This is a genomic window from Nitrospira sp. Nam80 (assembly GCF_965152575.1).
In genome coordinates this window covers 3,701,205-3,727,568 of the sequence record NZ_OZ224216.1, presented here as the reverse complement: position 1 = coordinate 3,727,568, position 26,364 = coordinate 3,701,205, and the positions used below count along the sequence as shown (strand labels likewise).

Genomic DNA, 26,364 nt, shown 5'->3' with positions numbered 1-26,364 from the left:
CTTATTGCAGACATGAAGGAGCGCATATGAAGAAAGGGATACATCCGGTCTATCGTGAGGCGGTGGTCCATTGCGCGTGCGGCCATACGTTTAAGACACGGTCGACGGTGGGAAACATCAATGTTGATATCTGCGCCAGCTGCCACCCGTTCTTTACGGGTACGCAAAAGATTGTCGATACCGAAGGCCGTGTGGAACGATTCAAAAAGAAGTACGCCAAGAAGGACAAGTAGCCGTTCACAGGCTTTGGGAGACCCTGCTTCATCGATGGGGCAGGGTCTCTTGTTTTTTGTGGAGTTAGAGTTGAAGTGAATCCAGGTGGATGGCTCATGGAAGAAGCATTGTTAAAGAAGTGGGAAGGCGTTGCAAGCCGCTACGATGAACTGACCAACCAACTGTTGGATCCGTCTGTGTTGAGCCAGCCGGCACTCATGCATAAGGTCAACAAGGAGCGGATGGAAATCGAAGAATTGGCCCAGGACTACGGCCGTTTTTGCGATTTGCGGAGGCAGCTTGATGAGGTTGAATCGATGTTGGCCGATCCCGCGGCCGGGCTGGAGATGAAGGGCCTCGCGACCGAGGAAAGCGGCCGGTTGCGGAAACAGTTGTCGGAAATGGAGGACCGGTCGCGAGAGCTGTTGACGCCGAAAGATCCTCGTGACGAAAAGAATTTATTTTTGGAAATCCGTGCCGGTACCGGGGGCGACGAAGCGGCGTTGTTCGCCGGCGATCTGTTTCGAATGTATGCGAAGTATGCCGAGCGGCAAGGATTGCACCTCGAAATTGTAGAGGCTTCCGAAACAGGCATGGGAGGATATAAGGAAGTCATCGCGCTTATCGAGGGGAAGGGCGCCTATGGACTATTGAAATATGAGAGCGGTGTCCATCGCGTGCAACGAGTGCCGGTCACGGAAGGCAGCGGCCGAATACATACGTCGGCCGTCACTGTCGCGGTGATGCCCGAGGTGGATGAAGTCGATGTCCATATTGATCCAAAGGATCTTCGAATCGACACGTTCTGCTCCTCGGGCGCCGGCGGCCAGAGCGTGAATACGACCTATTCGGCCGTGCGAATTACGCACCTTCCGACCGGAGTCGTCGTCAGCTGCCAGGATGAGCGGTCGCAACTGAAAAATCGCACGAAAGCGATGCGCACCTTGCGGGCGCGCATCGTCGAAGCGGAACGCGAAAAGCAGGAGGCGGAAATCGCGCAGAACCGGAAGGCTCAGGTGGGAAGCGGAGACCGCAGCGAAAAAATCCGAACATATAATTTTCCGCAAAACCGCGTCACGGACCACCGCATCGGCTTGACCGTTCATAAACTTGATCAGGTATTAGATGGGGATCTTGAGGAGATAGTGCTGACGCTGAGGACGCATTACCAGCAAGCGGTGGTCGCAGGGGGATAAATGGACGTAGTGACATCCACTGAACCCTTGACGAGACCTACCGTGGCCGAAGTATTGGCGCGCTCCCGGCAGAGATTGGCGCGCGCAGGAATTGAAAACGATTCGCACGAGGCTGCCTGGCTGTTGGAGGAGGCCTTGCGGACGACGCGGTTGAGGTTGACTCTTGAAGGAGGACGGCGACTGACCGAATCCGAATGCGCCGAAGTGGAGGCGCTCATCGGCCGGCGGGCCGGGCGAGAACCGCTCCAATACATCTTGAGATCCCAAGAATTTTGTGGACTGGACTTTGACGTCAGTCCCGCAGTGCTGATCCCCCGCCCGGAAACCGAACTGCTCGTTGAGGAGGCGAAGCAAGTGCTGATCGGGAAGTCTCCGGCGACCGTCGTCGATGTCGGAACGGGATCGGGATGTCTTGCCGTGACACTGGCCTCCGTTATGCCGGACACGAGGGTTTATGCTGTGGACTGTTCTGCATCGGCGCTGGCGGTGGCCGAGAATAATGCGGCCCGGCATTCGCTTTGCGGAAGGATTGCTTGCGCTCTAGGAGATCTTTGCGAGCCGCTGGAGTTCATGGGACTGGCCGGTCAGATAGATGTCATTGTGTCGAATCCTCCCTATATTTCGGAAGCGGAATGGCTCTCGCTCCAGCCCGAAGTACGAGACTTCGAGCCTCGGGTTGCGCTTGTCGGAGGCACCGACGGTATTGAAGTGCATCGCCGGCTACTCGACCAGGCTTGGCGATATCTCAAACCGGGTGGGTGGCTTTTCATGGAAATGGGGAGGGGACAATCGCAGGCGGTCCGTCAATTGGCGATAGCAACGGGACGGTATGCGCAGCCGACTGTTCGTCGGGATGCAGCGGGAATCGACCGCATCATTCGAATACAGTCCCTGGGGTCATGATGGATCGCATCATCATCACAGGGGGGAAACCGCTACAGGGAGTGGTTCGGATCAGCGGCGCAAAGAACGCGGCGCTTCCCATCCTTGCCTCTACGATCCTGGGGGGCGGTGAATGCGTCCTGTCGAATCTGCCCCATGTGGCTGATGTGGTGACCATGGGGAAGCTACTTGGGATGCTTGGGATTTCGGTATCCCGGGAGGCCGAGCATACCGTCGTCCGCGCCGAATCGGTGAAATCCACACAGGCCCCCTATGATCTTGTCAGAACAATGCGGGCGTCCGTTCTCGTCCTTGGTCCGTTATTGGCCCGTTGCGGGGAAGCTGTCGTTTCGCTGCCTGGTGGGTGCGCGATTGGTTCCCGACCGGTCGACTTGCATTTGACTGGGCTGGCCAAGCTCGGAGCCGACATTGAGATTGAGCACGGCTATATCAGGGCCAGAGCCAGCCGATTGCGAGGGGATCGAGTCTATTTCGATACCCCGACGGTTACCGGAACCGAAAACGTAATGATGGCTGCATGTCTGGCCGAAGGCACCACGGTGATTGAGAACGCCGCGAAAGAGCCTGAAATATGCGATTTGGCTGAATTCTTGATAAAAAGAGGAGCTCGGATCAATGGAGCCGGCTCGGATTGCATGGTCATCGACGGCGTCTCGGGGCTGCACGGTGCGGATCACGAAGTCATCCCAGACCGTATCGAGACCGGGACCTACTTGATTGCGGGCGCCATGACGGGCGGAGACGTCGAGGTCCATCGATCTCGCCCGAGCCATTTGGAAGCGTTACTTGTCAAATTGCGGGAAAGCGGCGCGGAGATCCAAGAAGGAAAAGAAACCATCCGGCTGCGCGTGCGGCATCGTTTGAAAGGTATCAATGTCAGGACTTGTCCGCATCCGGGCTTCCCCACGGATATGCAGGCTCAGTTTGTCGCCTTAATGGCGGTCGCGGAAGGAACGAGCGTGATCACAGAAACGGTGTTTGAGAGCCGATTCATGCATGTGGAGGAACTTCGCCGCATGGGAGCCGATATTCGAGTAGAGGGCCATCGTGCCATGGTGACTGGTAAGGAACAGTTGACGGGTGCTCCTGTCATGGCTTCGGACCTGCGTGCAAGCGCGGGTCTGATACTGGCCGGATTGGCCGCTGAAGGGACAACCGAGGTCTCGCGCGTGTATCATTTGGATCGCGGCTATGAACGTCTCGAAGAGAAACTACAGGGACTCGGCGCGACCATCGAACGGAAGAAAGAGCAATGCTGACTATTGCGTTGTCAAAAGGAAAGCTTCTCGATCCCATCCTGGCGCTCTTTTCTGAGGCCGGATATCACAGCGAGACACTAGCGAAGGGCAGCCGAAAGCTGGTGTTCCGGTGCTCCGGGTCCGATGTCACGTTTCTCATTGTTCGGCCGAGCGACGTGCCGACCTACGTGGAATATGGAGCAGCCGATGCGGGTGTGGTCGGCAAGGACGTTCTCTTGGAGCAAGATTGTGACGTCTATGAGCCGTTGGATTTAAAGGTGGGAGCGTGTAAAATTTCCGTCGCCATTTTAGAAGGACAAGCATCATGTGACAGCCTGTCCTCAAAGATTCGAGTCGCCACCAAATATCCGAAAGTGACGGAGCGCTATTTCAACCAACGGGGCATTCCGGTAGAGATCATCAAACTCTATGGTTCGATCGAACTCGCGCCCATTGTAGGGCTGGCGGATCGGATTGTGGATCTGGTGGAAACCGGCAATACGTTGAAGGCCCATCATTTGGTTGAAACAGAAGTCATCGCTCATTCGACTGCGCGATTGATCGTGAACCGAGCCAGTTTGAAATTGAAACATCGCCCGCTGACGGAACTGATTGACGCTCTGCGGACCCAAATCGTTCCAGGCGCCAACGGTAAGGCGAGGATGCGGCGGCCGGTGCTTCGACTGCGCAAACCCGGAACTGCGTTGACCAAGACGCCATGAAAATTATTGCCCAAACCGATAAGGCTTTTCCAGGCGCGTTGAAGCGGATTGCCGGTCGTTCCAGGATTCAAGGGGACGCGGTCGAAAAAAGTGTGAGGGCTATCTTGTCGGCCGTGGAACGGGGGGGGGATCGGGCCGTCATCCGGTTCACGAAACAGTTCGATCACGCGACACTCAAGGCCGATCAGATACGGGTTAAATCGGAAGAGATCAAGGAAGCCTACTATCGCATCCGCAAAGAAGAGGGAGATACATTGCGGTATGCCGCGCAGAGAATCATCGCTTTCCACGAACGCCAGCGTATCCAGACTTGGATGTATCAGGAGAATACCGCGACACTCGGACAGATGGTGACTCCCCTGGACGCCGTCGGCGTCTATGTGCCGGGCGGAAAAGCCGCGTACCCATCTTCGGTGCTCATGTGCGCGATCCCGGCCAAAGTCGCCGGCGTGCGGCGAATCGTGATGTGTACGCCGGCGCCGAAAGGACACCTCAACCCGTACCTTCTGGTCGCAGCCGATATTGCCGGTGTGGACGAGATATACAGGGTAGGAGGCGTGCAGGCCGTCGGTGCCATGGCGTTCGGGACGGAGACGATCGGAGCGGTCGATAAGATCGTCGGTCCGGGCAATGTGTATGTTGCGACCGCCAAGCGAATGCTGTACGGCACGGTCGGCATCGATATGGTGGCCGGTCCAAGCGAGCTGCTTGTCATTGCGGACGGTGAAGCCAAAGCCGCTCATGTCGCGGCGGATTTGTTATGCGAGGCCGAGCACGATGAAGACGCACAAGTCTATTTGGTCACGACGTCGAAGTCGTTGGCCGAGGATGTGGTCCGCATGCTGGAAAGCCAATTGAAGGGGCTGCAGCGGGAAAAAATCGCCGCCAAGTCTATCGCCCGGCATTTTGTCGCCTTTGTGGTGGCCACGCTGGATGACGCGATCGAGGCGGCCAATACCATCGCGCCGGAACATCTTACGCTTTCCGTCGAGCGGCCCTTCGACTATCTGGAGCGCATTCACCATGCGGGCGCATTATTTCTCGGCCGATATACGCCGCCCGCCGTCGCGGATTACGTTGCCGGTCCGAACCACGTGTTACCCACCGGGGCCACGGCCAGATTTTTTTCGCCCTTGTCCGTCGGAGATTATGTGAAGGTGAGCAATATCATTCATTATACCAAGGAAGAATTAGGAACGGCCAAAGACCACATCCTTCGCCTGGCGACCATTGAAGGGTTTGACGCGCACGCGAAGTCCGCGCAAAGCAGGTTCTCATGAGCGCTCAGCCGGCGGCCAGACAGGCCAATGTAGACCGTTCGACCACGGAGACACAGGTCCGAATCGAATGGCTTTTGGACGGAGCCGGTCGCGGGAACGTTTCCACGACGATTCCGTTCCTGGATCATATGTTGACTCTTTTTGCCAAGCACGGGTTCTTCGATGTGACCGTCCAGGCGAAGGGGGATACCGAGATCGATGAACACCACACGGTGGAGGACGTAGGAATCGTTCTAGGCATGGCATTGAACCAAGCATTGGGAAAGAAAGAAGGCATCAAGCGCTTCGGCTTCGCCTCGGTGCCGCTGGATGAGACGCTGGCTCAAGTCACCGTGGATTTGAGCGGCCGTCCCTATCTCGTGTATCGCGTCGACTTGCCGGATCGGAAGATCAAGTCGTTCGATCTCGGCCTGTTCGAGGACTTTTTTCAAGCGTTTGTGACCCACGGCGCTTTCAACCTTCACGTCAATCTGCTCTATGGTCGGAACCCGCACCACATCATGGAGGCGATTTTCAAAGCGTTGGCCAAAGCGTTGGATCAGGCCACGGCGCTGGATGAGCGAGTCTCCGGAGTGCTATCCACTAAAGGTCAACTGTAGCCGTATCTTCCATTCGGTACGCAGGCGTCATAATGATCGCCATTATCGACTATGGTATGGGGAACCTGCGCAGCGTCCACAAGGCGCTCGATGCGGTGGGACATCGGGCCGTCATAACCAGAGACGCGCGCGTTATTGCCGATGCGAGCCATCTGGTGTTGCCCGGGGTCGGCGCATTCGGCGACTGTATGGCGAATCTGCTCCGGTATGACTTGACCTATCCCATTGTGCGGGCAATCCGGTCCGGGAAGCCCTTTCTGGGAATCTGCCTGGGGCTTCAACTGCTTTTTACCGAGAGCAATGAATTCGGTTTCCACAAGGGGCTCGATGTCATCCCAGGCCGCGTCACGCGATTTCCGTCATCGGCCGGTTCGTCGAAGTCCGTCGCCGCGGATCTGAAAATTCCACACATCGGCTGGAACCGAATCGAGATCACCCGCCCGGCGCCTATATTTTCCGGGGTCTCCAGCGGCGTATATTGCTATTTTGTGCATTCGTATTTCGTAACGCCCGAGGACGCGGGTCTTGCGGCGAGCTACACCGAGTATGGAATCAGTTTTGTCTCTTCCATCTGGAAGGACAACGTCGTTGCTTGCCAGTTTCACCCGGAGAAGAGCCAACGTGTCGGTTTGCAGCTCCTCAAAAATTTTGGTGACTGGCAATGAGTTCCCGCCGGCGCCGACCTCGATGGATATGGGCGATGGTGTTGATTGCCCTCGGCGGCTGCAGCGGGCCGAAAGTCACGACCAAAACCGCCCCACAAATCCAGCAGTACCGCATTCACAAAATTGCCGTGGTGCCGTTTGAGACGACATCCACTCCGCAGGTTCTCCAGCCTAACAGCCCCTCGATGTCCGTGCCGGAAGGCGTCAGGCGTTCGGATATCTCTGTGGCTGTTCCCCCGAACACCGAGACCTATCCTCGGTTTACTCAGGAAGTCCCTCAGTCTGCGTCCCGGATCATCACCAACCTGGTTTGGACAAAGCTGAAGGACAAGCCCGGTCTTGAGATTATCTCACCGGATGAAGTCATAAAGAGCGCAGGAACGCTTTATCGTGACAAGGACCCGGAGCCGTTGGAGGCGATCGGGAAGAAAATTGCGGCGCGCATGGACGCGGACGCGGCTTTAATCGGTACGGTGCTGGTCTATCAAGAGCGAGTCGGCAGTCGCGTGGGCGCCAGTCCGCCTGCCACGGTCGGGTTTGAAATGAAATTGGTCGGTAATGACGGCGCCGTGCTCTGGGAAGGCAATTATTACGAACGGCAGCGGCCGATGTCCGAAGACCTGTGGGGGTTCATTCAACGGTATGGAGCTTTTGTCACAGCCGAAGAACTGGCCGCCTATGGCTCGGACAGACTTGCTCGTGAATTCCCATTCGGCGGGCGAATTAAGGAGTAACGACACATGCTGATCATTCCGGCCATTGATCTGAAGGACGGCCGTTGCGTCCGCCTGCGCCAAGGGGACATGGCTGCTGAAACCGTGTACTCCGATGATGTGACGGCCGTCGCCGAGCGTTGGCAGGGCAGCGGAGCCGCGCTGATCCATATCGTAGATCTGAACGGGGCCGTGGACGGCCGGCCTAAGAATCTGGCCCATATTCAAAAGATTCTGGCAACAGTGACGACAGAAATTCAGGTTGGCGGCGGTATTCGCACAATGGACACAGTTCGCCGATATCTTTCGCTCGGGGTCCGGCGTGTGGTGCTGGGAACGGCGGCATTATCCAATCGAATGCTCCTGGATGAAGCGTGCCGCGAATTCCCCGGCCGCATCGTTCTCGGATTGGACGCCAAGAACGGCAAAGTCGCCATTCAGGGATGGACCAGCCTCTCCGATACCAGGGCAGCGGAACTGTTGAGGGACCTCGCCGGCTATCCATTGGCAGCCGTCGTCTATACGGATATTGCACGGGACGGGATGTTGACGGGTCCCAATATAGCCGGTTTACAGGAGATCATCGAGCAATCCTCCTTTTCCGTGATTGCGTCCGGCGGCATTAGCCGCCTGGAAGATCTCCAAACCATTCACGGGCTTGGGCCCAGGATTGAAGGAGCGATCGTCGGCAAGGCGCTCTATGACGGTCGAATAGAGTTGGGTGAAGCCATCAGGACGATCACGGAGAGCGCGGCGCCGTCATGCTGACCAAGCGCATTATTCCCTGCCTGGATGTCAAAGACGGGCGGGTGGTGAAAGGCGTGGGATTCGTCGACTTGCGAGATGCGGGCGATCCGGTCGAAGTGGCAACGATTTATGACCGGGAGGGAGCCGACGAGCTCTGTTTCCTTGATATCACGGCCTCGCATGAAAACCGAGGCACCATTCTAGATGTCGTGGCAAAGACCGCGGAACGTGTATTTATGCCGTTGACGGTCGGCGGGGGTGTCAGGACCTTGGCCGACATCCGAAACTTGCTCAACGCGGGTGCGGATAAGGTGAGTATTAATACCGCGGCGGTGCAACAGCCGGACTTCGTAAAGGAGGCCGCCGAGCGTTTTGGCACCCAATGTATTGTCGTCGCCCTGGACGCCAAGCGATCGACTGGTGACCAGCGAAACAAGGATGGAACGTCTTCCAAGCAATGGGAAATCTTTACACATGGCGGCCGGAAGCCGACGGGACTGTGCGCGGTGGACTGGGCGCAACGCATGGCTGCCTATGGAGCCGGCGAGATTTTATTGACCAGCATGGATCAAGACGGCACTCAAGTCGGATACGATTTGGAACTGACGGCCGCCGTTGCCGGGGCCGTGACTATCCCGGTCATCGCATCGGGTGGCGCAGGCACACTCGATCATCTGTATGAAGGTTTGACCAGAGGCCGGGCTGATGCGGTGCTGGTCGCTTCGATGTTCCATTATCGGACTTATACAATCCGCCAAGCCAAGGAGCATTTGCAGAGGTACGGCGTGCCGGTTCGCAAAGCATTGGACGAGGTTTCAGATGTCGGATAAGCGCGACTCCCTGGTCTTCAATCGCGACGGGTTGATTCCCGCCGTGATTCAAGATTGGCGTGACGGGACGGTGTTGATGCTCGGCTACATGAATCAGCAGGCGATCGCGCGTACCATCTCTACCAAGCTCGTCCACTTCTGGAGTCGTTCCCGACGGACTCTATGGAAAAAGGGGGAAACATCCGGCCATGTGTTGATCGTGAAAGACCTTTTGATCGACTGCGATCGCGATACCATCCTTGTTAAGGCCGAACCGGTCGGTCCGACCTGCCATACCGGATCCCAGACATGTTTTTTCTCTCAACTCGATGAGAGAGCTGAAGCCGTGCCGAGTTCGCCGGATGATGCAGCAGGCGGCATCCTGGAACGGATTTATCAAACCATTCTCGATCGAAAAGCGGCTCCGCAACCGGGCTCATATGTTTCCAAACTACTGGAGGGAGGAGCCGACCGTATTCTGAAGAAAGTGGCGGAAGAGGCCGGAGAGGTCATGCTCGCAGCCAAAAATAATAATCGCGCCGAAATCACATATGAGGTGGCGGATCTGCTGTTTCATGTCTTGCTGGTGCTGGGATATCACAACATCACCATCAATGATGTGTGGGCGGAATTGGCCGTCCGATATGGGAAGTCCGGCGTGCGCGCTGCGTCATCAAAAGGAGGGTAATGTGAGTGCCTGCCTTTTCTGTCGGATCGTCAAAGGGACCATTCCTGCCGATATCGTATTTCAGGACGAGCAGGCGCTGGCATTTCGCGACATTAATCCCCAGGCGCCCGTGCATCTGCTGGTGATACCGAAACGCCATGTTCCGTCCCTCCAAGATTCTGAGAATGAAGATCGTGATCTGTTGGCGCGGCTCTTGCTGCTTTGTAAGGAAATGGCGCATCGCCATGGTTTAGCGGACTCGGGATACAGGGTCGTGACCAATGTCGGCCGGGATGCCGGACAGACCGTGTTTCATATGCATCTCCATGTGCTGGGCGGACGCCAGATGAGCTGGCCGCCGGGATAAGGTCGCAGGACTACGTCGTTTGACATCATCAATCCGCGTTTGTTAGCCTGTACGGTCGTTTTATTATTGAGCTCAATAGGTCCCGCTTGCTGAGCGAACGCCGGCATGCGGGACGATTCGACTGGAGCCAGGGGCACAATGGGCCGTGGGCTGATTCCTGATGAGCTGATCAACCAAATCAGAGACCGGGTGGATATCGCGGAGGTGATCGGCCAACACGTCAGTCTCACCAAGGCCGGTCAAAATTTGAAAGGCCTCTGTCCTTTTCATCAAGAGAAAACGGCTTCCTTCAACGTCAGTTCCTCCCGTCAGATTTTCCATTGCTTCGGCTGCGGGGCCGGTGGGGATGTGTTTGCTTTCCTTTCGAAGATCACCGGCGCTCCATTTCCAGAAATTGTTCGTGAACTGGGCCGTCGCGCGGGCATCGACGTGCCGGACGCTCACGCCGGTGCTTCCGGCGGACCTGTCGTCCGGTCCGCACGCCTCGAAGACGTCAACGCGGCCGCAGCCGCCTGGTATCGGACGAATTTGGCCGATCCAGCGGTCGGGAAACAGGCACGGACCTATTTGGCGGAACGAGGCATCAATCCTGAAACGACGGAGCGGTTCGGGATGGGATTTGCGCCGAATGACGGACTGATCAAGGCGCTTGAGAAGCGGGGACATTCTCTCGAGGAACTGTCTCTGGCGGGGCTTGTAGGAATAAGCGAACGTGTCGTGCAACCGGGCATGGGGAGGCAAGCGTATGATCGCTTTCGCCGGCGGGTCATGTTCCCGATTATTGATCTGCGAAAGCGCGTCATCGGATTCGGCGGCCGCTCGGTGGGAGCGGACACGCCCAAATACCTGAATTCTCCTGAAACGCCGCTTTTTAAAAAGGGTCAGACTCTGTATGCCTTGGACCAAGCCAGGGAGGCGGCGGCACAATCCAACAGCTGCATTATTGTGGAGGGCTATTTCGACGCGGTGGCGCTGCATCAAGCCGGTATTCGCAATGTCGTGGCCACGTTAGGTACCGCTCTGACGACCGAACACGTTCAGACCATGCGCCGGTTCGCCCGGAATGTTGTGTTGTTGTTCGACCCGGATGCTGCCGGCGTCCGGGCGGCATTGAGGAGTCTCGACCTTTTCGTCAACAGCGGGTTGGGCGTCACTGTCGTGTCATTGCCGGACGGAGACGATCCCGATACGTTCGTTCGCCGCCACAGCGCGGAAGGATTCCTTCGCTTGCAGGAAAAGGCTCCAACCCTGTTGGACTTTGCGGTGGAACAGAGTGCGCGGAATGCCGAGGGAGGGTCTTTAGAAGATCGAATCCGCGCGGTCGATGAGATTTTGCGTACCATCCAAAAAGGCGACCATCCGATCGAACGCGAGGAACGCATTCGGCGCGTCGCGGATCGGCTTGGAATGAGTCAGCAGCGTCTGATCGATCGGTACCAGGCGGTCACGGTTCGAAAACCCCACACCCGCCAGTCGACCGTTGCGGCAGCCGCCCCGCAGAGCAAGCAGCATCCTGAAGAAAGGGAATTGTTGCATCTCTTGCTGCAGGGCCGGCTCTCGGCATCCGATGTCGGACGCCTGTCGCCGCAGCTGTTTGTCGTGCCGCTTTACCGCCGCGCGATCGAGATCGCGTTGCAGCATCGCCAGCCCGATGGGCGGCTCTCGGCCCGTCCGGCGCTCGATACCATGCTGGCGGATGCTGACTGTGCGGCCTTGGCGACCGAACTATCGTTGTTGGAACAACACTGTGACGACCTGGGGGCTCATGTCAGAGAATGTCTTGATAAGCTGGAACGCAAACGACGAGAGATGGATTTGCAAAATCTGATCGTCGAATTAAAGGCGGCGGAGTGCGAAAAACGGGACGATGAAGTGCGCCGTTTGAACGTGCGGATCAACGAATTGCGAATGCGGAAGGCCGGTCTGCCGTTGCCGGCTTCGACTCCGCAATGAAGGAGTGTGATTATGCCGAAACAAGAGCTGCTGGGCGAGGTTAAGAAACTCATCAGCCTGGGGAAGGAAAAGGGGTTTCTAACCTACGACGACTTGAACAGCACTTTGCCCGCCGAAGTCGTGTCTTCGGAGCAATTCAGCAGCATCATGACGATGTTTGGGGAAATGGATATCGAGATCGTTGAGTCGGGCGATGCCGAGCGGGCGCAAAAGCCCTCGGAGTCCGAGGATACGATCGAGGACAGCGAAGACGGAGACGGGATCGAGGAAAATGAGAAGGAAATCGACCTGACTCCCGGCGCATTGAGCCGCACCGATGATCCCGTACGCCTCTACTTGAAGGAAATGGGCAGCGTCGCTTTATTGAGCCGAGAGGGCGAGATTGAGATCGCGAAACGAATCGAAGAAGGCAAGAAGGACATTGCCACCGTCGTCTATGGACTGCCCATGACCCTGGAGTTTGTCCTGACCTTGAGGGACCAACTGAAGAACGGCAAAATCGATGTGCGGGAAATCGTGCCGGTGGTCGAAACGGAGGAAGATTTTGAAGAAGAGGTAGTCGAGCGGGATTTCGAGGAATTGCGGTTGAAAACGCTTGAGGCGCTGAATGCGGTCCGCAAAGTATCAAGTCTCCTAAAAACCCTTTACGAAAAAGCCCGCCATGTCGGCAACGATCCCGCGGATCAGAAGAAACTGAAAAAGCAGATCGATGCCGTACGCGCCCAAGTCGTCGAGAAGATGGATACCGTTAATCTTCATGCCGTGTTGAAGGATCGGATGGTGCAACGGGTTCGGGAGCTGGCGGTTCAATTCCGGACGGCTGAACGTGAAGCATCAAGCTGCCAGCGCCGGTTGGGAATCAGCGGAGAGCCCGGAGCCGAGTTGCTCAAGCAGCTGTGCCGCACGCGGAAGGATTTTTTGACGGTCAAGAGAAAGACCGGGTTGTCCGAGGAATCGCTGCTCGATATCAAGAAAAGCTTCATGGCGGCGAGGGGCAGAATCCGCGAGTTGGAAACGACTGAGGCCCTTGTCACCGCGGAGGAAATCAAAGAAGCCGTACGGCATCTCGATGTCGCGGAGGAACGGGTCAAACGGGGGAAGGCTGAGTTGGTAGAGGCGAACTTGCGCCTGGTTGTCAGCATCGCCAAGAAGTACACGAACCGCGGGCTGCAATTTCTCGATTTGATCCAGGAAGGCAACATCGGTCTCATGAAAGCGGTGGATAAGTTTGAATACAAGCGCGGCTATAAGTTCAGCACCTATGCCACCTGGTGGATCCGGCAAGCCATTACCCGCGCCATTGCCGATCAAGCGAGAACGATCCGAATTCCTGTGCACATGATCGAGACGATCAACAAATTGATCCGGACATCACGCCATCTGGTGCAGAAGCTCGGTCGCGAACCGACCCCTGAGGAGATCGCCGAGCGGATGGACCTGCCGCTCGATAAGGTGCGGAAGATTCTGAAGATCGCCCGGGAGCCCATTTCGTTGGAGACGCCGATCGGTGAGGAGGAAGACAGCCATCTGGGCGATTTTATCGAGGACAAGAAAGCCGTGTCGCCGCTTGAGGCGGCGATTCGGTATGATCTCCAGCGCCAGATCAACGGCGCGTTGGAGACCTTGACCCCTCGCGAAGAAAAAGTGTTGCGGAAGCGCTTTGGGATCGGCGAAGCCACCGACCATACGCTGGAGGAAGTCGGGCAGGACTTTGAGGTCACGCGCGAACGGATCAGGCAAATCGAAGCCAAAGCATTGCGCAAACTGCGCCACCCGAGCCGAAGCAAGAAGCTGCGCAGCTTCGTCGAAAGCTTGTAATTGAGACGCCCGGCGCGGAGTTTGACTGACGGTGCACGACAGCCTACAATCGCGGGATCACGATTCAGCAGCAGGTGACTGGACGCGGTCGCCAAAGATTCAGGAGTCATGCATCGGTCGGCTGTCGCGGTGAACAGTTCTCCCGGACATCATTCATGCGTTGTGCTCGACGAAGCGCCGTGCCGGTTCTGGGTGACGCCGGGCCCATAGCTCAGGTGGTTAGAGCGGCTGACTCATAATCAGCTGGTCCTAGGTTCAAGTCCTAGTGGGCCCACCAGGCGTTCGTCTGTGTGGACCGGTGAGGCTGGGACCTGTTCAGTCAGCCTAAAAAGGAGACCGTTGAATATCCAACTATCCCCACTTATCGAACTTCAGAAATTGGACCTGCGCATCGCCGAGGCCAAGGAACAGCGACGAAAGATCCCTCAACGCCTGGAGGCGGCCGAAGCACCCTTGCATGATGCGAAGCGCATCCTGACGGAATCTTCTGTGGCCGTTGAGCGTTATACGAAGGAACGGCGCAGCCATGAAAAGGATCTCGAGGCGCACGAAGATCGGATCGGGAAAATGAAGGATCGAGCGGCGCAGTTGAAAACGAATCAGGAATATCAAGCTCATCTCTTTGAAGTGGACTTGGCCAACAAGAAGAAGGGTGAGATCGAAGAGCACATCTTGTTGGCCATGGAAAAAATCGATCAACTCCAGCGAGTGGTTAAAGAGGCGCAAATGAAGGTGGGGGAGGCTGAACAGTCCTTCGGTCGAGAAAAAGCGACGCTGGACGAACAGGATCGGCGACTTGCAGTGGAATTGGCCGAACTGGAAGGCCAGCAGAAAGAACTCGCCGCCAAAGTGGACAAACCATTGCTCGATCAGTACACCAGGCTCAAGTCCACGCGGAAGGATCAGGCGCTGGCGGCCGTGAAAGAGGGCATTTGCCGCGGATGCAGATTACAGCTCCCTCCCCAGTTGGTGGCCCAGGTTAAGCGCATGGAGAATCTTCACACCTGCCCCTATTGCCACCGCATGCTCTACTGGGGAGGTGAACCGGGTGTGGAAAGTAAGAAAACCGAAGAACCGGACGCTTCCCGGAATTTCGAAGTGGGCGAGTCCGTTTAGCTCTCGCCGGCTACTCGCTCGGTCGTCTTGAAATGCAGTTTGGCGACCGCGCCGAGCCGGGCACGGCCGTGTTTCTTGATGACCATACGCGCCGCCAATTCGACGGCCGGCGAAGCTCCTTTCGGCAATGACGTGCCGACTTCTTGAGAGAGGCGCTGCAACCGGTGGAGAAACTCCGCACGAGCCAGGACGGATGCTGCTGCCACGGCCAGATCTGCCTCGGCCTTCGTGCGTTGAACCAGCCGAATTGTTTTGCCCTTCTCCTGCAAGGCATTCAGAATCCATCGTTCGTCGCCGAACTGATCTGAAATCGCGAGAGAACAGTCCACCTGGTGAAGGATGTTCTCCAACGCGCGGGCATGCCCCCATGCCAAGAGCCGATTCAGGTTTCGGATCTTGGCATAGAGTTCGTTATATCGCTGCGGCCCAATGGCGACCACGCTGTGGCGGCATACCCGGCGTATGTCGGGTGCCATCTCGTCAATACGCCGGTCTGAAATGTTCTTGCTGTCACGAACTCCTAGCAGGGCAAGGTCGGACTCGCTAGACGAATCAACGAAGACCGCAGCGATGACCAATGGGCCGAAATAGTCGCCCTTGCCTGATTCATCGATTCCGATACGTGCAAGAAAAGAGAAGTCGCCGCCGGTGGCCAATCGGTAGAACTCCGCATGGAACGTGTGGTGGCCGCCAATGTAACAAACGCGACCCAGAGGGTCAATTTGATCGACGATGGCATGACACCCTCATTATCCTTGTTGAAACATTATTGGGGCCTCCGTATACTGTTGTGTGCGCTGGAGGAATACGGGTGATCGCTCGTCGCGGGACGAGAGGAAAGTCCGGACTTCAAGGGCGGGACGCTGGGTAACACCCAGGCGGAGTAATCCGACACCGGCACCACAGAGAACAGACCGCCGATGGCCGTCGCGCCTCAACGTTACGGCACAGGCAAGGGTGAAACGGTGGGGTAAGAGCCCACCGCGTTGGTGGCGACATCAACGGCACGGTAAGCGTCGTCCGAAGCAAGGCCAAATAGGGAGACGGCTGAACGGCTCGTTTGCGAGCTGGATCAGAAAAGGCCGGCCCGGCCGAGTCTCCGGGTAGGTCGCTTGAGGCTTGTGGCGACACAAGTCCTAGAGAAATGATCGCCCTCGCTTGAGCGCAAGCTTCAGGCGGGACAGAATCCGGCTTATAGGATTCCTCCAACGCGCTTTTTCAATGGCCCGTCGCAGCTGGCTCTCCGTGATTCTTCCGAAAAATATCTCGCGCCCATCGATCAGCACTACCGGCACCTGTTCTCCAAACCGATGAGCCAGATCAGCCTCAGCCTCCACATCGACATATCGCAGTTGAAATGCCAAGTCTGTTTGGATACGCCGGGCCATGCGATAGATGACTTCGCACAGATGACAGCCGTTTCTGGAGTAGATCGTGACGGATGGGATATGCGATGGCATAGGAAACCGCATGATCTGAATGTCGGTCGCGTTGCCGGTGCACCTCAGTGTATCGTGGCCGGCCATGGCACGGATTCTTCGCTTCTCTCTATTGACCTCTCTTGATGCCCGATGGTACGATCCGCTATCTTACCCGTTGATTTTTCTATAACATTGCTGTCGTCCGTATCGGCCGATCGCGGGTAATGCCTCATCTTTCAACCCTTCTGTCAGGTACAGGCAGAGTATGAAGGGAAGGTCCATATGAAGCTCACCGGATCCGAAATCTTTATCGAAAGTCTGAAGCGCGAGGGTGTGAAGACGATTTTTGCGCTTCCCGGCGGGGTGGTCCTCAAAATCTTCGACATGCTGCATCAGCAAAAAGATGTGGAAGTCATCCTCACCCGTCATGAACAGGGAGCCGGCCATATGGCGGAAGGCTATGCCAAAGCTACGGGCAAAGCCGGAGTTGCACTCGTGACCTCGGGACCCGGCATGACCAACGTCATCACGGCGTTGGCCGACGCGTATATGGACTCCGTTCCGCTCGTGTGCTTCAGCGGACAGGTGCCGACGAGCTTGATCGGCAACGACGCCTTCCAGGAAGCGGACAATATCGGCCTCAGCCGACCTTGCACCAAATATAACTTTCTGGTGAAGGACGTCAATGACTTGGCCATGACCATTAAAGAGGCGTTTTATATCGCGACAACCGGTCGGCCGGGTCCCGTGCTGGTCGATATCCCAAAGGATGTCTCTATGGCCAAAACGGAGTTCACCTATCCGAACTCGGTGTCCATTCGTGGATATAACCCTACCTATGAGGGTAACAAGTGGCAGATCAAGCAGGCGGCGGAAGCCATCATGAAAGCCAAAAAGCCCGTCCTCTACGTCGGGGGAGGCGTGGTGTTCTCGGGAGCCTCCAAGGAACTCATTGAATTGGCCGAAATGACCCAAATTCCGGTCGATATGACCTTAATGGCGCTCGGGGCTTTCCCGGGCGAACACCCGCTGTCCATGGGAATGATGGGCATGCACGGCACCTATTGGGCCAATATGGCGGTGCATTACTCGGACTTGGTGATTGCGGTGGGAGCGAGATTTGACGATCGAGTGACCGGTAAAGTATCGGAGTTTTGTCCCTACGCAAAGATTATCCATATCGATATCGACCCGACATCCATCCGAAAGAACATCCACGTCGACATTCCAATCGTCGGCGATTGCAAGGCGGTCCTGCGCGAATTGAATCAGATTCTGAGGGCGACGGTGAACGGCGATCAACAGGTGCTCAGAAAGCCGTGGTGGGACCAGATTCGGGAATGGCAGACGGCCCATCCGCTCGCGTATCAACAGGATGCCGGCGGCCCGATCAAGCCGCAACATGTCATCAAGCGGCTCTACGAGTTGACGAAGGATCGCGACCCGATCGTCTCCACCGACGTGGGGCAGCACCAAATGTGGGCGGCGCAATATTTCAAGCTGGCGCAACCGAACCGGTGGTTGACCTCCGGCGGGCTCGGTACGATGGGATTTGGATTTCCTGCCGCAATGGGCGCACAAGCGGCATTTCGGGGTCGATTGGTCCTCTGTGTGGCCGGGGACGGCAGCGTTCAGATGAATATGCAGGAGATGGCCACCGCCGTGGTTCATAAGCTGCCCGTCAAGGTTATCATTCTGAATAATCGATTCCACGGCATGGTCCGACAATGGCAAGATCTGTTCTATGAGGGCCGGTATGCCTCCAGTTATTTGGATACCACGCCCGATTTCGTGAAGCTGGCGGAAGCGTATGGTGCGGTGGGTTTGCGCGCGAACGCCGTCGCGGATTTGGACGCGGTTCTCAGAGAGGCGATCGATACCGATAAGCCGGTCGTGGTGGATGTACCGACCTATCCTTACGAAAACTGCTATCCGATGATTCCGGCTGGCGGCTGCAATCATGAAATGATTCTGGAAGACCCGCCGGAACTCAAGAAAAAGCAGGCGGGGATACGCACGAGCACGAGCGAGGACAAAGACACCATCTTGACGGCATAGAAGGCAGGAAGTCTGAATGGAACATATCATCTCCGTCACCGTTGAGAACAAATTCGGTGTGTTGTCGCGAGTTGCGGGACTCTTCAGTGGGCGGGGGTTCAATATCGAGAGTCTGTCGGTTGCTCCGACTTTGGATGCCACAATGTCACAGATGACGATTGTCACGTCGGGTGACGATCGGATCGTCGAACAGATCGTGAAGCAGCTGAACAAGCTCATCGATGTGATCAAAGTGGTGGATCTGAACGAGAGCGAGTTCGTCTCCCGCGAGACGGCTTTGATCAAGGTCCATACGAAGGCGGAAGATCGGGCGGAAGCGCTCCGGATCGCCGATATTTTTCGGGCCAATGTCATTGATTCAACGCCGACGACCTATACGATCGAAGTGACCGGGGATCCTAAAAAGATCGAAGCCATCATCAATCTGCTGCAACCGCTCGGGATCAAAGAGTTGATCCGAACCGGCCGCGTGGCGATCGCGCGCGAACCGGTCAGGCCTGCAGTCACCCAACCAAAAAAGGTGGCCCGGGAGTAGGCTGCGCTTCTTCGCCTGATTCATTGAATCTTTCGACGGCATTGTTCACCGAGGAGTTCACGCATGAAGATTTATTACGACAAGGACGCCGACACGCAGTTCATCAGAGGAAAAAAGGTCGCAGTGATCGGATATGGCAGCCAGGGGCACGCGCATTCGCTGAATTTAAAAGAGAGCGGCGTCAACGTCGTGGTGGGTCTCCGCGAAGGCGGTTCATGGCGAAAAGCCGAAGCAAGCGGGCTCAAAGTCATGCCGTCGGCAGATGCGGTGAAAGGGGCCGACGTTGTGATGATCCTTGCGCCCGACGAAGCGCAGCCGGCGATCTATCGGCAAGACATCGCTCCCAATCTGAAACCGAACTCCTATCTGGCTTTCGGCCACGGATTTAATATTCATTTCGGCCAAATCGTCCCCCCTTCCGATATCAATGTCTTTATGGTCGCGCCGAAAGGTCCCGGACACCTGGTACGGTCGGAGTACACGAAAGGCAGCGGAGTTCCCTGTCTGTTGGCGGTTCATCAGGATCCCGGCGGGGACACACGCCGAGTCGGCATGGCCTATGCGAGCGCAATCGGCGGAGGACGGGCCGGTATCATCGAAACGAACTTTCGTGAAGAAACGGAAACCGACCTGTTTGGCGAACAGGCGGTGTTGTGCGGCGGCCTCACCTCGTTGATTCAAGCCGGGTTCGAAACGCTCGTCGAAGCGGGGTATTCCCCGGAAATGGCATACTTCGAGTGCCTGCATGAAGTGAAGCTGATCGTCGATTTGATCTACCAGGGCGGCATTGCCAACATGCGGTATTCCATCAGCACCACGGCGAAATTCGGGGATGTCACGCGCGGCCCCCGTGTCGTGACCGAGCAGACCAAACAGGAGATGAAGCGGATTCTCGCCGAGATTCAACAGGGTCAGTTCGCCAAGGAATGGGTGCTCGAAAATCAGGCCAATCGACCGGTCTATAACGCATTATTGAAAAAAGGCGAAGCGCATCCAATCGAAGAGGTCGGCGCCCGGCTTCGCGCGATGATGCCCTGGCTCAAGAAAGATCAATTAGTCGATAAGAATAAAAACTAGCCCCGCAGTTGTCTGCCTATGGTACCCTGATAGGGAAGGTGTGAAAGCATGGCTGATCGTGCCGTCGGAATTCCCATCGCCAAAGAGGGGTTTCCATTTGTGGGCGTCCTCGCCGGCGCGACCCTTGTCACGGGGATGATCGGCTGGGTAATCCCGGCCGGGATATTCGGCGCGCTCACCATCTTTACAGCCTGGTTCTTCAGAAATCCCAGCCGGACCATTCCCCAGGCGCCCGGAGCGATCGTGGCTCCCGGCGACGGCAAAGTCATTGCCATTGAAGAGGAATTTGAGCCCCGTTATCTGAAAGATAAGAGTATTCGGCTCAGTATTTTTCTGAACGTCTTCGACGTGCACATCAACCGGATTCCGTTTGCCGGCACGATCGCGGGCGTTCAATATCAACCGGGATGTTTTGTTCCGGCAAACAAACCGGAAGCCTGTGTCCGGAACGAGCAAAACGCGCTCATGATCCAAACGCTCTCCGGCGCGAAAATTCTCTGTGTCCAAGTGGCCGGTCTCATTGCGCGGCGGATCGTCTGTTGGGTATCGCCGGGTGATCGGGTGGAACGTGGGGAGCGATTCGGGCTGATCCGCTTCGGTTCACGAATGGATACCTACATGCCGGCCGGGACCTCCGTGCGCGTGGCGGTCGGCGACCGCGTGAAGGGGGGAGAAACGGTCCTAGGAGAACTCCCATGAAAGCGTCGGCCATGCGCGGGGCATTGACCAGAGGGAACCGGAAGCGTCAGGCGATGTACCTGATTCCGAATCTTTGCACCACAGGGAACTTGTTCTGCGGCGTGTATTCAATCCTGTCCGTCTTCAACGGCAACCATCTCGCGGCTGCGATTGCGATTCTAGTGGCGATGATTTTCGACATGTTGGATGGGAAACTGGCCAGGCTCACCAACAGCACCGGTCAATTCGGCGTCGAATTTGATTCCTTGGCGGACGTGGTCTCATTCGGTGTGGCGCCGGGACTTCTGATCTATTCGTTCGCCCTCAATGGACAAGGGATGTTCGGTGTGGCGGTCATGTTCGCCTATGTCGCCATGGGCGCCGTGCGACTGGCGCGGTTCAATGCAACGGTCTCCTCTGCGGACAGCAAGTTCTTTACCGGTCTCGCCATACCGGCCGCTGCCGGGGTCGTGGCCTCGCTGGTCATTTTCGATTTGCACATCACGAAAATGGGGTCTCAGGTCAAACCGATCATTATCCTCGTCATCACTTTGGGTCTCGCGTTTCTGATGGTCAGCACGATCAAATATCGAAGCTTTAAGGATCTGAGGTTCCGCCGCGGTGAACATTTCACCTATCTGGTCTGGGGTATTCTGGCGTTGATGCTGATTGTGGCGTGGCCTCAGGTTATGATACTTGTTATCTTTGCCGGCTATGCTCTCTCCGGTCCTGTCACGCGGGCTTCAACTGCCCTCATGAAAGCAATCAGTAAGCAGGCGGGGAAGCCGGAGATGCCGGTGCTCGACGCAAAAGAATAGCGGCGCTGACGAGGAGTAGTACGCGGCCGTAATCGTATAGAGAGCTGGTGGATGGTGCGAACCAGCCGATTGCCCGCGGAACTCGCCTCCGAGCCGAGCCCGTGAATCCGATCCGGTTGTAATGGGCTCCGATTCATCCTCGTGACGGATGGCAATGAAGGGCGATAAAACTACCGTATGGGGTTTTTCGCCGAATCGGGGTGGTACCACGGAGCGCGTAGGCCTTCGTCCCTGGGTAATGTGACGGGAGGAAGGCCTGTTGTCCGATCTCTTTCCTTCCTCTCGTCCAGTTACAGCCTATCGGCGGTGAAGTTAACCGGGTGTCGGGCTTCGGCTTCTCCAGTGAAGGAGCTGTGGTTGCGGCTCTGTCCCGCTGTCCGCCAAACCGTTTTGAGCGCCCTGAGAGGGAGGAGAAACCCATGACACGGATGATCAAGATTTTCGATACGACGTTGCGAGACGGGGAGCAGTCGCCGGGCGCCAGCATGAATATCGAGGAGAAGCTCCTGATCGCCAAACAACTGGCTCGTCTCGGCGTCGATATCATCGAGGCGGGATTTGCGTATAGCTCGCCCGGGGATTTTGAAGCCGTGCGGCGGATCGCTCAGGAAGTCCAAGGTCCGACGGTCTGTAGCCTGGCCAGGGCGCGTCAGGAGGACGTTGTCCGGGCTTGGGAAGCCCTGAAAGGAGCCCCCAAGATCCGTATCCATACGTTCTTATCGACCTCGGACATCCATTTGAAGCATCAATTTCGCATGACCAGGGATGAGGCTAAGAAACGTGCGGTGGAAATGGTCCGGTTGGCTCGCAGTTATGTCGAGGACGTGGAATTTTCTCCCATGGATGCAAGCAGATCGGATCCCTCCTATCTCTATGAGGTCGTCGCAGCGGTCATCGAAGCCGGAGCCGGGACGGTCAATATCCCCGATACCGTCGGATACGCGATTCCCGAGGAATTCGGGCGGTTGATCCGCGGTATTCAGCAACATGTGCCCAATAGCGCGCAAGCGGTGATTTCAGTCCATTGCCATAACGATCTCGGACTTGCCGTCGCCAATAGTCTTGCGGCTGTCTCGAACGGGGCGGGACAAATCGAATGCACGATCAACGGCATCGGTGAGCGAGCCGGGAATACGTCGCTGGAAGAGGTCGTCATGGGATTGCGCACGCGGAGAGATTTCTACGGCGCCGATACGGCCGTCAATACGGAGGAAATTTCAAAGACCAGCCGCCTGGTCAGCAAAATTACGGGAATGGTGGTGCAGCCGAACAAGGCCATTGTCGGAGCGAATGCCTTCGCCCATACCTCCGGCATTCATCAAGACGGACTGCTGAAGGACAAAACCACCTACGAGATCATGCGCCCTGAATCCATCGGGCTGGAACAGAACAAACTCGTGATGGGAAAGCTCTCCGGACGCCACGCGTTTCGCCAGCGGCTCGAAGAATTGGGCTATGTCCTCACCGACGAGGACGTGAATCATGCCTTTGAGCGATTCAAGCGCTTGGCCGATCAAAAGAAGGAGATTTATGAGGAGGATCTCGAGGTCATCGTGTCCGAAGAATTGGCCAAGATGCCGGAACGCGTGGTCCTGAAGTCGTTTCATGTGGAAAGCGGGACCACCAAAACACCGACCGCCACGGTCGAGTTGGAGTTCGATGGGGGGGCCCATACCCATACGGGAACGGGGGACGGGCCGGTGGACGCAGTGTATCGCACTATTGCGGCGATGCTTCAGACGAAGAGCACGCTTCTCATGTTCGGGGTAAACGCCATCACAGGAGGAACCGATGCGCAGGGAGAGGTCTCTGTCCGCGTGGAGGAAAATGGACGCACGGTGACGGGACACGGAGCCGATACCGATATTATTACGGCGGCCGCTAGAGCCTATCTCAATGCCCTGAATAAGCTGGCCTATTTTTCATCCAAGCAAGGGGATGGGGGGCGGAAGGTCGGCTTGATTTGATTCGCATCCTGAGGGTAGAGTCCTCAATCCCTATGATGCGGCCCGTGGGAAACTCGGATGTGCCGATCTGACTGATTGCACTGATTGTTGGGTGGTTCATGTTCGTCACCAGGCTCAGTGACTGTGCCGAATTCATAGCCGGAGACCGAACCTGTCTCCGTGAACTCCTGCATCCCGACAAAACGGATGCGAAAGTCGGCTACAGCTTGGCTCACGGCTATCTGGATCCGGGGACTCAATCACTTAGGCATCGGCTTCGCTCGTCGGAAGTATACTTTTTTTTGGCCGGTGAAGGGACGTTCACGGTCGAAGATCGATCTATGAAAATTTCCAGGGGCGATCTGGTCTATGTGCCGCCGGGCGCACAGCAATCATTGCTGAACCATGGGAGCGAGGCCATCGAGTTTATTTGCCTGGTCGATCCGGCTTGGAAAATGGAAGACGAAGACATTCTCGAATAGCTTGTAGTTGCTCAAAAGGAAGGAAGAGAGTGAAGGCAAGAATAGCGGTGTTGGCAGGTGATGGGGTCGGCCGTGAGATCGTGCCCGAGGCCGTCAAGGTGTTGAAGAAGGTGGCCGAGCGATTCGGGCATACCTTCGAGTTTGCGCCCGGGGACATTGGAGGACATGCCATCGATAAAGTGGGTGTGCCCTTGCCACAAGATACCTTGGCCTTGGCGAAACAGTCCGATGCGGTTTTACTCGGTGCTGTCGGCGGGCCCAAATGGGAAACGCTGGAATATAGTCTCAGGCCGGAACGGGCGCTGCTGGGCATACGAGAACAACTAGGTCTCTATGCCAATTTGCGTCCGGCGAAACTTTATCCCGGTCTCGTGGACGCTTCCACATTGCGCCGAGAGGTCGTCGAAGGCATAGACATACTTGTCGTGCGCGAGCTGACCGGCGGAATTTATTTCGGAAAACCCAAGGGAATCGAAAAGCTCCCTTCCGGAGGCGAACGAGGCTTTAACACGGAAGTCTATACCACGGAGGAAATCCGGCGCATTGCGAAGGTCGCCTTCGACGCCGCGCGGAAGCGCCGGAAAAAGGTCACCTCGGTCGATAAGGCTAATGTGCTGGAATCCTCCGAGCTTTGGCGGCGAGTCGTCGTCGAAGTGCAGCGGGACTATCCCGACGTCGAGCTCCATCATATATATGTGGATAACTGCGCCATGCAATTGGTGAGGAATCCCAAGCAATTCGACGTACTGCTGTGCAACAACATGTTTGGAGATATTCTGAGCGACGAAGCCGCCATGTTGACCGGTTCGATCGGGATGCTGCCCTCCGCGAGCATCGGAGCGAAGGTGGGACTGTTCGAACCAATCCATGGCAGCGCCCCCGATATTGCCGGTAAGAATATCGCGAATCCCATTGCCACGATCGCCTCGGCTGCCATGATGCTGTCATACGCGTTCCAGTTGGATAAAGAGGCCGAGGCCGTTGAACAGGCCATTGTCCGGACCTTGGAATCGGGATATCGAACTAAAGACATTCAGGCCGACGGGATGAAACTGGTCGGAACCGCAGACATGGGCAATGCGATCGTAACTAATGTCTCCTAGTCGAGATCGTATGGCTATGTCCTCCAAATCTATCATCATTGAAACGGTTGCCGGCATCGGGGAGCCCGGATATTTGGGAGACGGTGGACCGGCTCATGCTGCGTCGCTCAATGAACCGAAAGGATTGGCGGTCGATGGTCACGGCCATCTCTATATCGCCGATTCCGAGAACCATGTCATTCGCAGAGTCGATCGTCTTTCTGGAGTCATTTCAACCATCGCCGGATCGCCCCCTCGTGCTTCTGCGCCAGCTACACCGGCTGGTCCAGCGGCATCCTGCTCGACCGGCGAAATTGAAGAAGATCCATTGGGTGAGACGCCGGCTCAACAGGCTCCCGCCTTCTCACAGGTGGCCGACCTCAGCGGGACAGTCAGGTTTGTGACAGGCGAAGCCATCGGCAGAACGCGGTTTGCCGGCGATGGCGGACCGGCATCGGACGCGCTGTTTAACTTTCCGACCGCCGTGGCGGTGGATAAAGATGGGAATGTCTATATCGCCGATACGTTGAATCACCGGATCAGGATGGTTGCTGCCGCCACCGGAATCATTCGTACGATCGCGGGCACCGGCCAAGCCCGGTATTCCGGTGATGGAGGACCCGCCGTTTCCGCTTCTCTTCAAGATCCGGCTGCACTGGTAATTGATGGGCGGGATCGTCTGTATATCGCAGACCAAAGCAACAATCGCGTGCGAGCCGTGGACTTGAGGACGGGCCGAATTTCGACGATCGCCGGTAATGGGACCGCCGCGTATAACGGGGATGGGATGCCCGCTGCAGACGCTGCCCTCGCAGGACCAAGCGGATTGGCCCTCGGACCCGATGGGATCCTCTATATTGCGGATACCTTCAACGGCCGGATCCGTTCGGTCGATCTCGAAACGGGAACCATTCAGACCGCCGCCGGAGACGGTAGCGAGTATCGTTTCCAGGACGGAGACGAGTCGGTCAGCTTATCGCGGCCTTACGGCATTGCGGTGGATCGGCAAGGCAATATTTTTCTCACCGATTCCGACAGCCATTTATTGCGCATGTACGACAAAACTCGGCATGTGGCGTGCCGAGTTGCCGGAAATGGAACGGCTGCCTTCTCCGGCGATCGGGGGCCCGCCGATGGCGCCACCTTCAGCTATCCTTTCGGCTTGGCGATCGACGATCGCGGAGCGATCTTTGTCGCGGATACATTTAACCACCGAGTACGGCGGTTGACAGCGTGACAGCCTATATCAGCCGTGGTATGG

The 26,364-nt window shown here is 56.7% G+C and carries 26 protein-coding genes, 1 tRNA gene, 1 other RNA gene, 1 pseudogene and 1 other annotated feature; of the genes and pseudogenes, 27 read left to right on the top strand and 2 right to left on the bottom strand.

The genetic code is table 11. The annotated features are described in order from the left end of the window. Positions 1 to 26 precede the first annotated feature (26 nt). The 17 genes from rpmE (at position 27) to ACWGXE_RS17530 (ending at position 15,006) form a co-directional block, all read left to right on the top strand. The gene (rpmE, locus tag ACWGXE_RS17610; protein ID WP_447599314.1) at positions 27 to 233 is read left to right on the top strand and encodes a 50S ribosomal protein L31; all 207 of its coding nucleotides are present in this window, start codon (positions 27 to 29) and stop codon (positions 231 to 233) included. A gap of 108 nt (positions 234 to 341) precedes the next feature. Next, the gene (gene prfA / locus ACWGXE_RS17605) at positions 342 to 1,409 is read left to right on the top strand and encodes a peptide chain release factor 1 (RefSeq protein ID WP_447603788.1); all 1,068 of its coding nucleotides are present in this window, start codon (positions 342 to 344) and stop codon (positions 1,407 to 1,409) included. A gap of 42 nt (positions 1,410 to 1,451) precedes the next feature. Further along, the gene (gene prmC, locus ACWGXE_RS17600) at positions 1,452 to 2,312 is read left to right on the top strand and encodes a peptide chain release factor N(5)-glutamine methyltransferase (RefSeq protein ID WP_447599313.1); all 861 of its coding nucleotides are present in this window, start codon (positions 1,452 to 1,454) and stop codon (positions 2,310 to 2,312) included. Then, positions 2,312 to 3,571 (top strand): UDP-N-acetylglucosamine 1-carboxyvinyltransferase, encoded by a 1,260-nt coding sequence (murA, locus tag ACWGXE_RS17595; protein ID WP_447603786.1) that lies wholly within the window; start codon positions 2,312 to 2,314, stop codon positions 3,569 to 3,571. The genes prmC and murA overlap by 1 nt, the downstream gene beginning before the upstream one ends. Then, positions 3,565 to 4,272: an ATP phosphoribosyltransferase gene (hisG, locus tag ACWGXE_RS17590; RefSeq protein WP_447599312.1), complete on the top strand. Its 708-nt coding sequence runs from the start codon at positions 3,565 to 3,567 to the stop codon at positions 4,270 to 4,272. Before murA ends, hisG begins: the two co-directional genes overlap by 7 nt. After that, positions 4,269 to 5,552, top strand: a complete 1,284-nt coding sequence (gene hisD, locus ACWGXE_RS17585; protein ID WP_447599310.1) for a histidinol dehydrogenase — start codon at positions 4,269 to 4,271, stop codon at positions 5,550 to 5,552. The genes hisG and hisD overlap by 4 nt, the downstream gene beginning before the upstream one ends. Continuing rightward, positions 5,549 to 6,151, top strand: coding sequence for an imidazoleglycerol-phosphate dehydratase HisB (hisB, locus tag ACWGXE_RS17580; RefSeq protein WP_447599309.1), 603 nt, complete (start codon positions 5,549 to 5,551; stop codon positions 6,149 to 6,151). The genes hisD and hisB overlap by 4 nt, the downstream gene beginning before the upstream one ends. Positions 6,152 to 6,183: 32 nt before the next feature. Next, positions 6,184 to 6,816, top strand: coding sequence for an imidazole glycerol phosphate synthase subunit HisH (gene hisH / locus ACWGXE_RS17575; RefSeq protein WP_447599308.1), 633 nt, complete (start codon positions 6,184 to 6,186; stop codon positions 6,814 to 6,816). A 35-nt stretch (positions 6,817 to 6,851) separates the two neighbouring features. After that, a complete protein-coding gene (locus ACWGXE_RS17570) occupies positions 6,852 to 7,550 on the top strand; it encodes a hypothetical protein (RefSeq protein WP_447599307.1) in 699 nt (232 codons plus the stop codon). A 6-nt stretch (positions 7,551 to 7,556) separates the two neighbouring features. Next, positions 7,557 to 8,297, top strand: a complete 741-nt coding sequence (hisA, locus tag ACWGXE_RS17565) for a 1-(5-phosphoribosyl)-5-[(5-phosphoribosylamino)methylideneamino]imidazole-4-carboxamide isomerase (protein ID WP_447599306.1) — start codon at positions 7,557 to 7,559, stop codon at positions 8,295 to 8,297. Next, complete coding sequence (gene hisF / locus ACWGXE_RS17560; protein ID WP_447599305.1) at positions 8,291 to 9,106, top strand: imidazole glycerol phosphate synthase subunit HisF; 816 nt, start codon at positions 8,291 to 8,293, stop codon at positions 9,104 to 9,106. The genes hisA and hisF overlap by 7 nt, the downstream gene beginning before the upstream one ends. Then, a complete protein-coding gene (gene hisIE / locus ACWGXE_RS17555; RefSeq protein WP_447599304.1) occupies positions 9,096 to 9,773 on the top strand; it encodes a bifunctional phosphoribosyl-AMP cyclohydrolase/phosphoribosyl-ATP diphosphatase HisIE in 678 nt (225 codons plus the stop codon). The genes hisF and hisIE overlap by 11 nt, the downstream gene beginning before the upstream one ends. A gap of 1 nt (position 9,774) precedes the next feature. Next, positions 9,775 to 10,119 (top strand): histidine triad nucleotide-binding protein, encoded by a 345-nt coding sequence (locus ACWGXE_RS17550; protein WP_447599303.1) that lies wholly within the window; start codon positions 9,775 to 9,777, stop codon positions 10,117 to 10,119. Between the two features lie 138 nt (positions 10,120 to 10,257). Further along, on the top strand, positions 10,258 to 12,072 hold the full coding sequence (gene dnaG, locus ACWGXE_RS17545; RefSeq protein WP_447599302.1) for a DNA primase: 1,815 nt from the start codon (positions 10,258 to 10,260) through the stop codon (positions 12,070 to 12,072). 12 nt (positions 12,073 to 12,084) lie between these two features. Further along, the gene (gene rpoD / locus ACWGXE_RS17540; RefSeq protein ID WP_447599300.1) at positions 12,085 to 13,890 is read left to right on the top strand and encodes an RNA polymerase sigma factor RpoD; all 1,806 of its coding nucleotides are present in this window, start codon (positions 12,085 to 12,087) and stop codon (positions 13,888 to 13,890) included. Positions 13,891 to 14,090: 200 nt separating this feature from the next. Further along, positions 14,091 to 14,167: transfer RNA gene (locus ACWGXE_RS17535), tRNA-Ile, on the top strand. A 62-nt stretch (positions 14,168 to 14,229) separates the two neighbouring features. After that, on the top strand, positions 14,230 to 15,006 hold the full coding sequence (locus ACWGXE_RS17530) for a zinc ribbon domain-containing protein (RefSeq protein WP_447599298.1): 777 nt from the start codon (positions 14,230 to 14,232) through the stop codon (positions 15,004 to 15,006). Here ACWGXE_RS17530 and rnhC read toward each other — a convergent pair. Beyond that, on the bottom strand, positions 15,003 to 15,662 hold the full coding sequence (gene rnhC / locus ACWGXE_RS17525) for a ribonuclease HIII (protein ID WP_447599297.1): 660 nt from the start codon (positions 15,660 to 15,662) through the stop codon (positions 15,003 to 15,005). The two genes, ACWGXE_RS17530 and rnhC, sit on opposite strands and share 4 nt — an antisense overlap. A 143-nt stretch (positions 15,663 to 15,805) precedes the next feature. Between rnhC and rnpB the strand changes: the two genes are divergently transcribed. Continuing rightward, an RNA gene (rnpB, locus tag ACWGXE_RS17520) (RNase P RNA component class A) lies at positions 15,806 to 16,217 on the top strand. Between the two features lie 66 nt (positions 16,218 to 16,283). Here the strand turns inward: rnpB and ACWGXE_RS17515 are convergent. After that, positions 16,284 to 16,394, bottom strand: a pseudogene (locus ACWGXE_RS17515) (hypothetical protein); the annotation flags it as partial. 315 nt (positions 16,395 to 16,709) lie between these two features. Here ACWGXE_RS17515 and ilvB point away from each other — a divergent pair. From ilvB to ACWGXE_RS17470, 9 genes are all read left to right on the top strand, one after another. Continuing rightward, positions 16,710 to 18,485 (top strand): biosynthetic-type acetolactate synthase large subunit, encoded by a 1,776-nt coding sequence (ilvB, locus tag ACWGXE_RS17510; protein WP_447599296.1) that lies wholly within the window; start codon positions 16,710 to 16,712, stop codon positions 18,483 to 18,485. A gap of 16 nt (positions 18,486 to 18,501) precedes the next feature. Then, positions 18,502 to 19,020 carry an acetolactate synthase small subunit gene (ilvN, locus tag ACWGXE_RS17505; protein ID WP_447599295.1) on the top strand — a complete coding sequence of 173 codons (519 nt, stop codon included), beginning with the start codon at positions 18,502 to 18,504 and terminating at the stop codon, positions 19,018 to 19,020. 63 nt (positions 19,021 to 19,083) lie between these two features. After that, a complete protein-coding gene (gene ilvC / locus ACWGXE_RS17500) occupies positions 19,084 to 20,097 on the top strand; it encodes a ketol-acid reductoisomerase (RefSeq protein WP_447599294.1) in 1,014 nt (337 codons plus the stop codon). Between the two features lie 48 nt (positions 20,098 to 20,145). Beyond that, positions 20,146 to 20,796, top strand: coding sequence for a phosphatidylserine decarboxylase family protein (locus ACWGXE_RS17495; RefSeq protein ID WP_447599293.1), 651 nt, complete (start codon positions 20,146 to 20,148; stop codon positions 20,794 to 20,796). After that, the gene (pssA, locus tag ACWGXE_RS17490; RefSeq protein WP_447599291.1) at positions 20,793 to 21,593 is read left to right on the top strand and encodes a CDP-diacylglycerol--serine O-phosphatidyltransferase; all 801 of its coding nucleotides are present in this window, start codon (positions 20,793 to 20,795) and stop codon (positions 21,591 to 21,593) included. Before ACWGXE_RS17495 ends, pssA begins: the two co-directional genes overlap by 4 nt. Continuing rightward, positions 21,590 to 21,829, top strand: a binding site (T-box leader). It overlaps the preceding gene by 4 nt. A gap of 183 nt (positions 21,830 to 22,012) precedes the next feature. Next, complete coding sequence (locus ACWGXE_RS17485; RefSeq protein ID WP_447599290.1) at positions 22,013 to 23,560, top strand: 2-isopropylmalate synthase; 1,548 nt, start codon at positions 22,013 to 22,015, stop codon at positions 23,558 to 23,560. A 98-nt stretch (positions 23,561 to 23,658) separates the two neighbouring features. Next, positions 23,659 to 24,021 (top strand): cupin domain-containing protein, encoded by a 363-nt coding sequence (locus ACWGXE_RS17480; protein WP_447599289.1) that lies wholly within the window; start codon positions 23,659 to 23,661, stop codon positions 24,019 to 24,021. A 29-nt stretch (positions 24,022 to 24,050) separates the two neighbouring features. Further along, positions 24,051 to 25,124 (top strand): 3-isopropylmalate dehydrogenase, encoded by a 1,074-nt coding sequence (leuB, locus tag ACWGXE_RS17475; RefSeq protein WP_447599287.1) that lies wholly within the window; start codon positions 24,051 to 24,053, stop codon positions 25,122 to 25,124. Positions 25,125 to 25,134: 10 nt separating this feature from the next. Next, complete coding sequence (locus ACWGXE_RS17470) at positions 25,135 to 26,340, top strand: NHL domain-containing protein (protein ID WP_447599286.1); 1,206 nt, start codon at positions 25,135 to 25,137, stop codon at positions 26,338 to 26,340. The last annotated feature ends 24 nt before the right edge of the window (positions 26,341 to 26,364 follow it).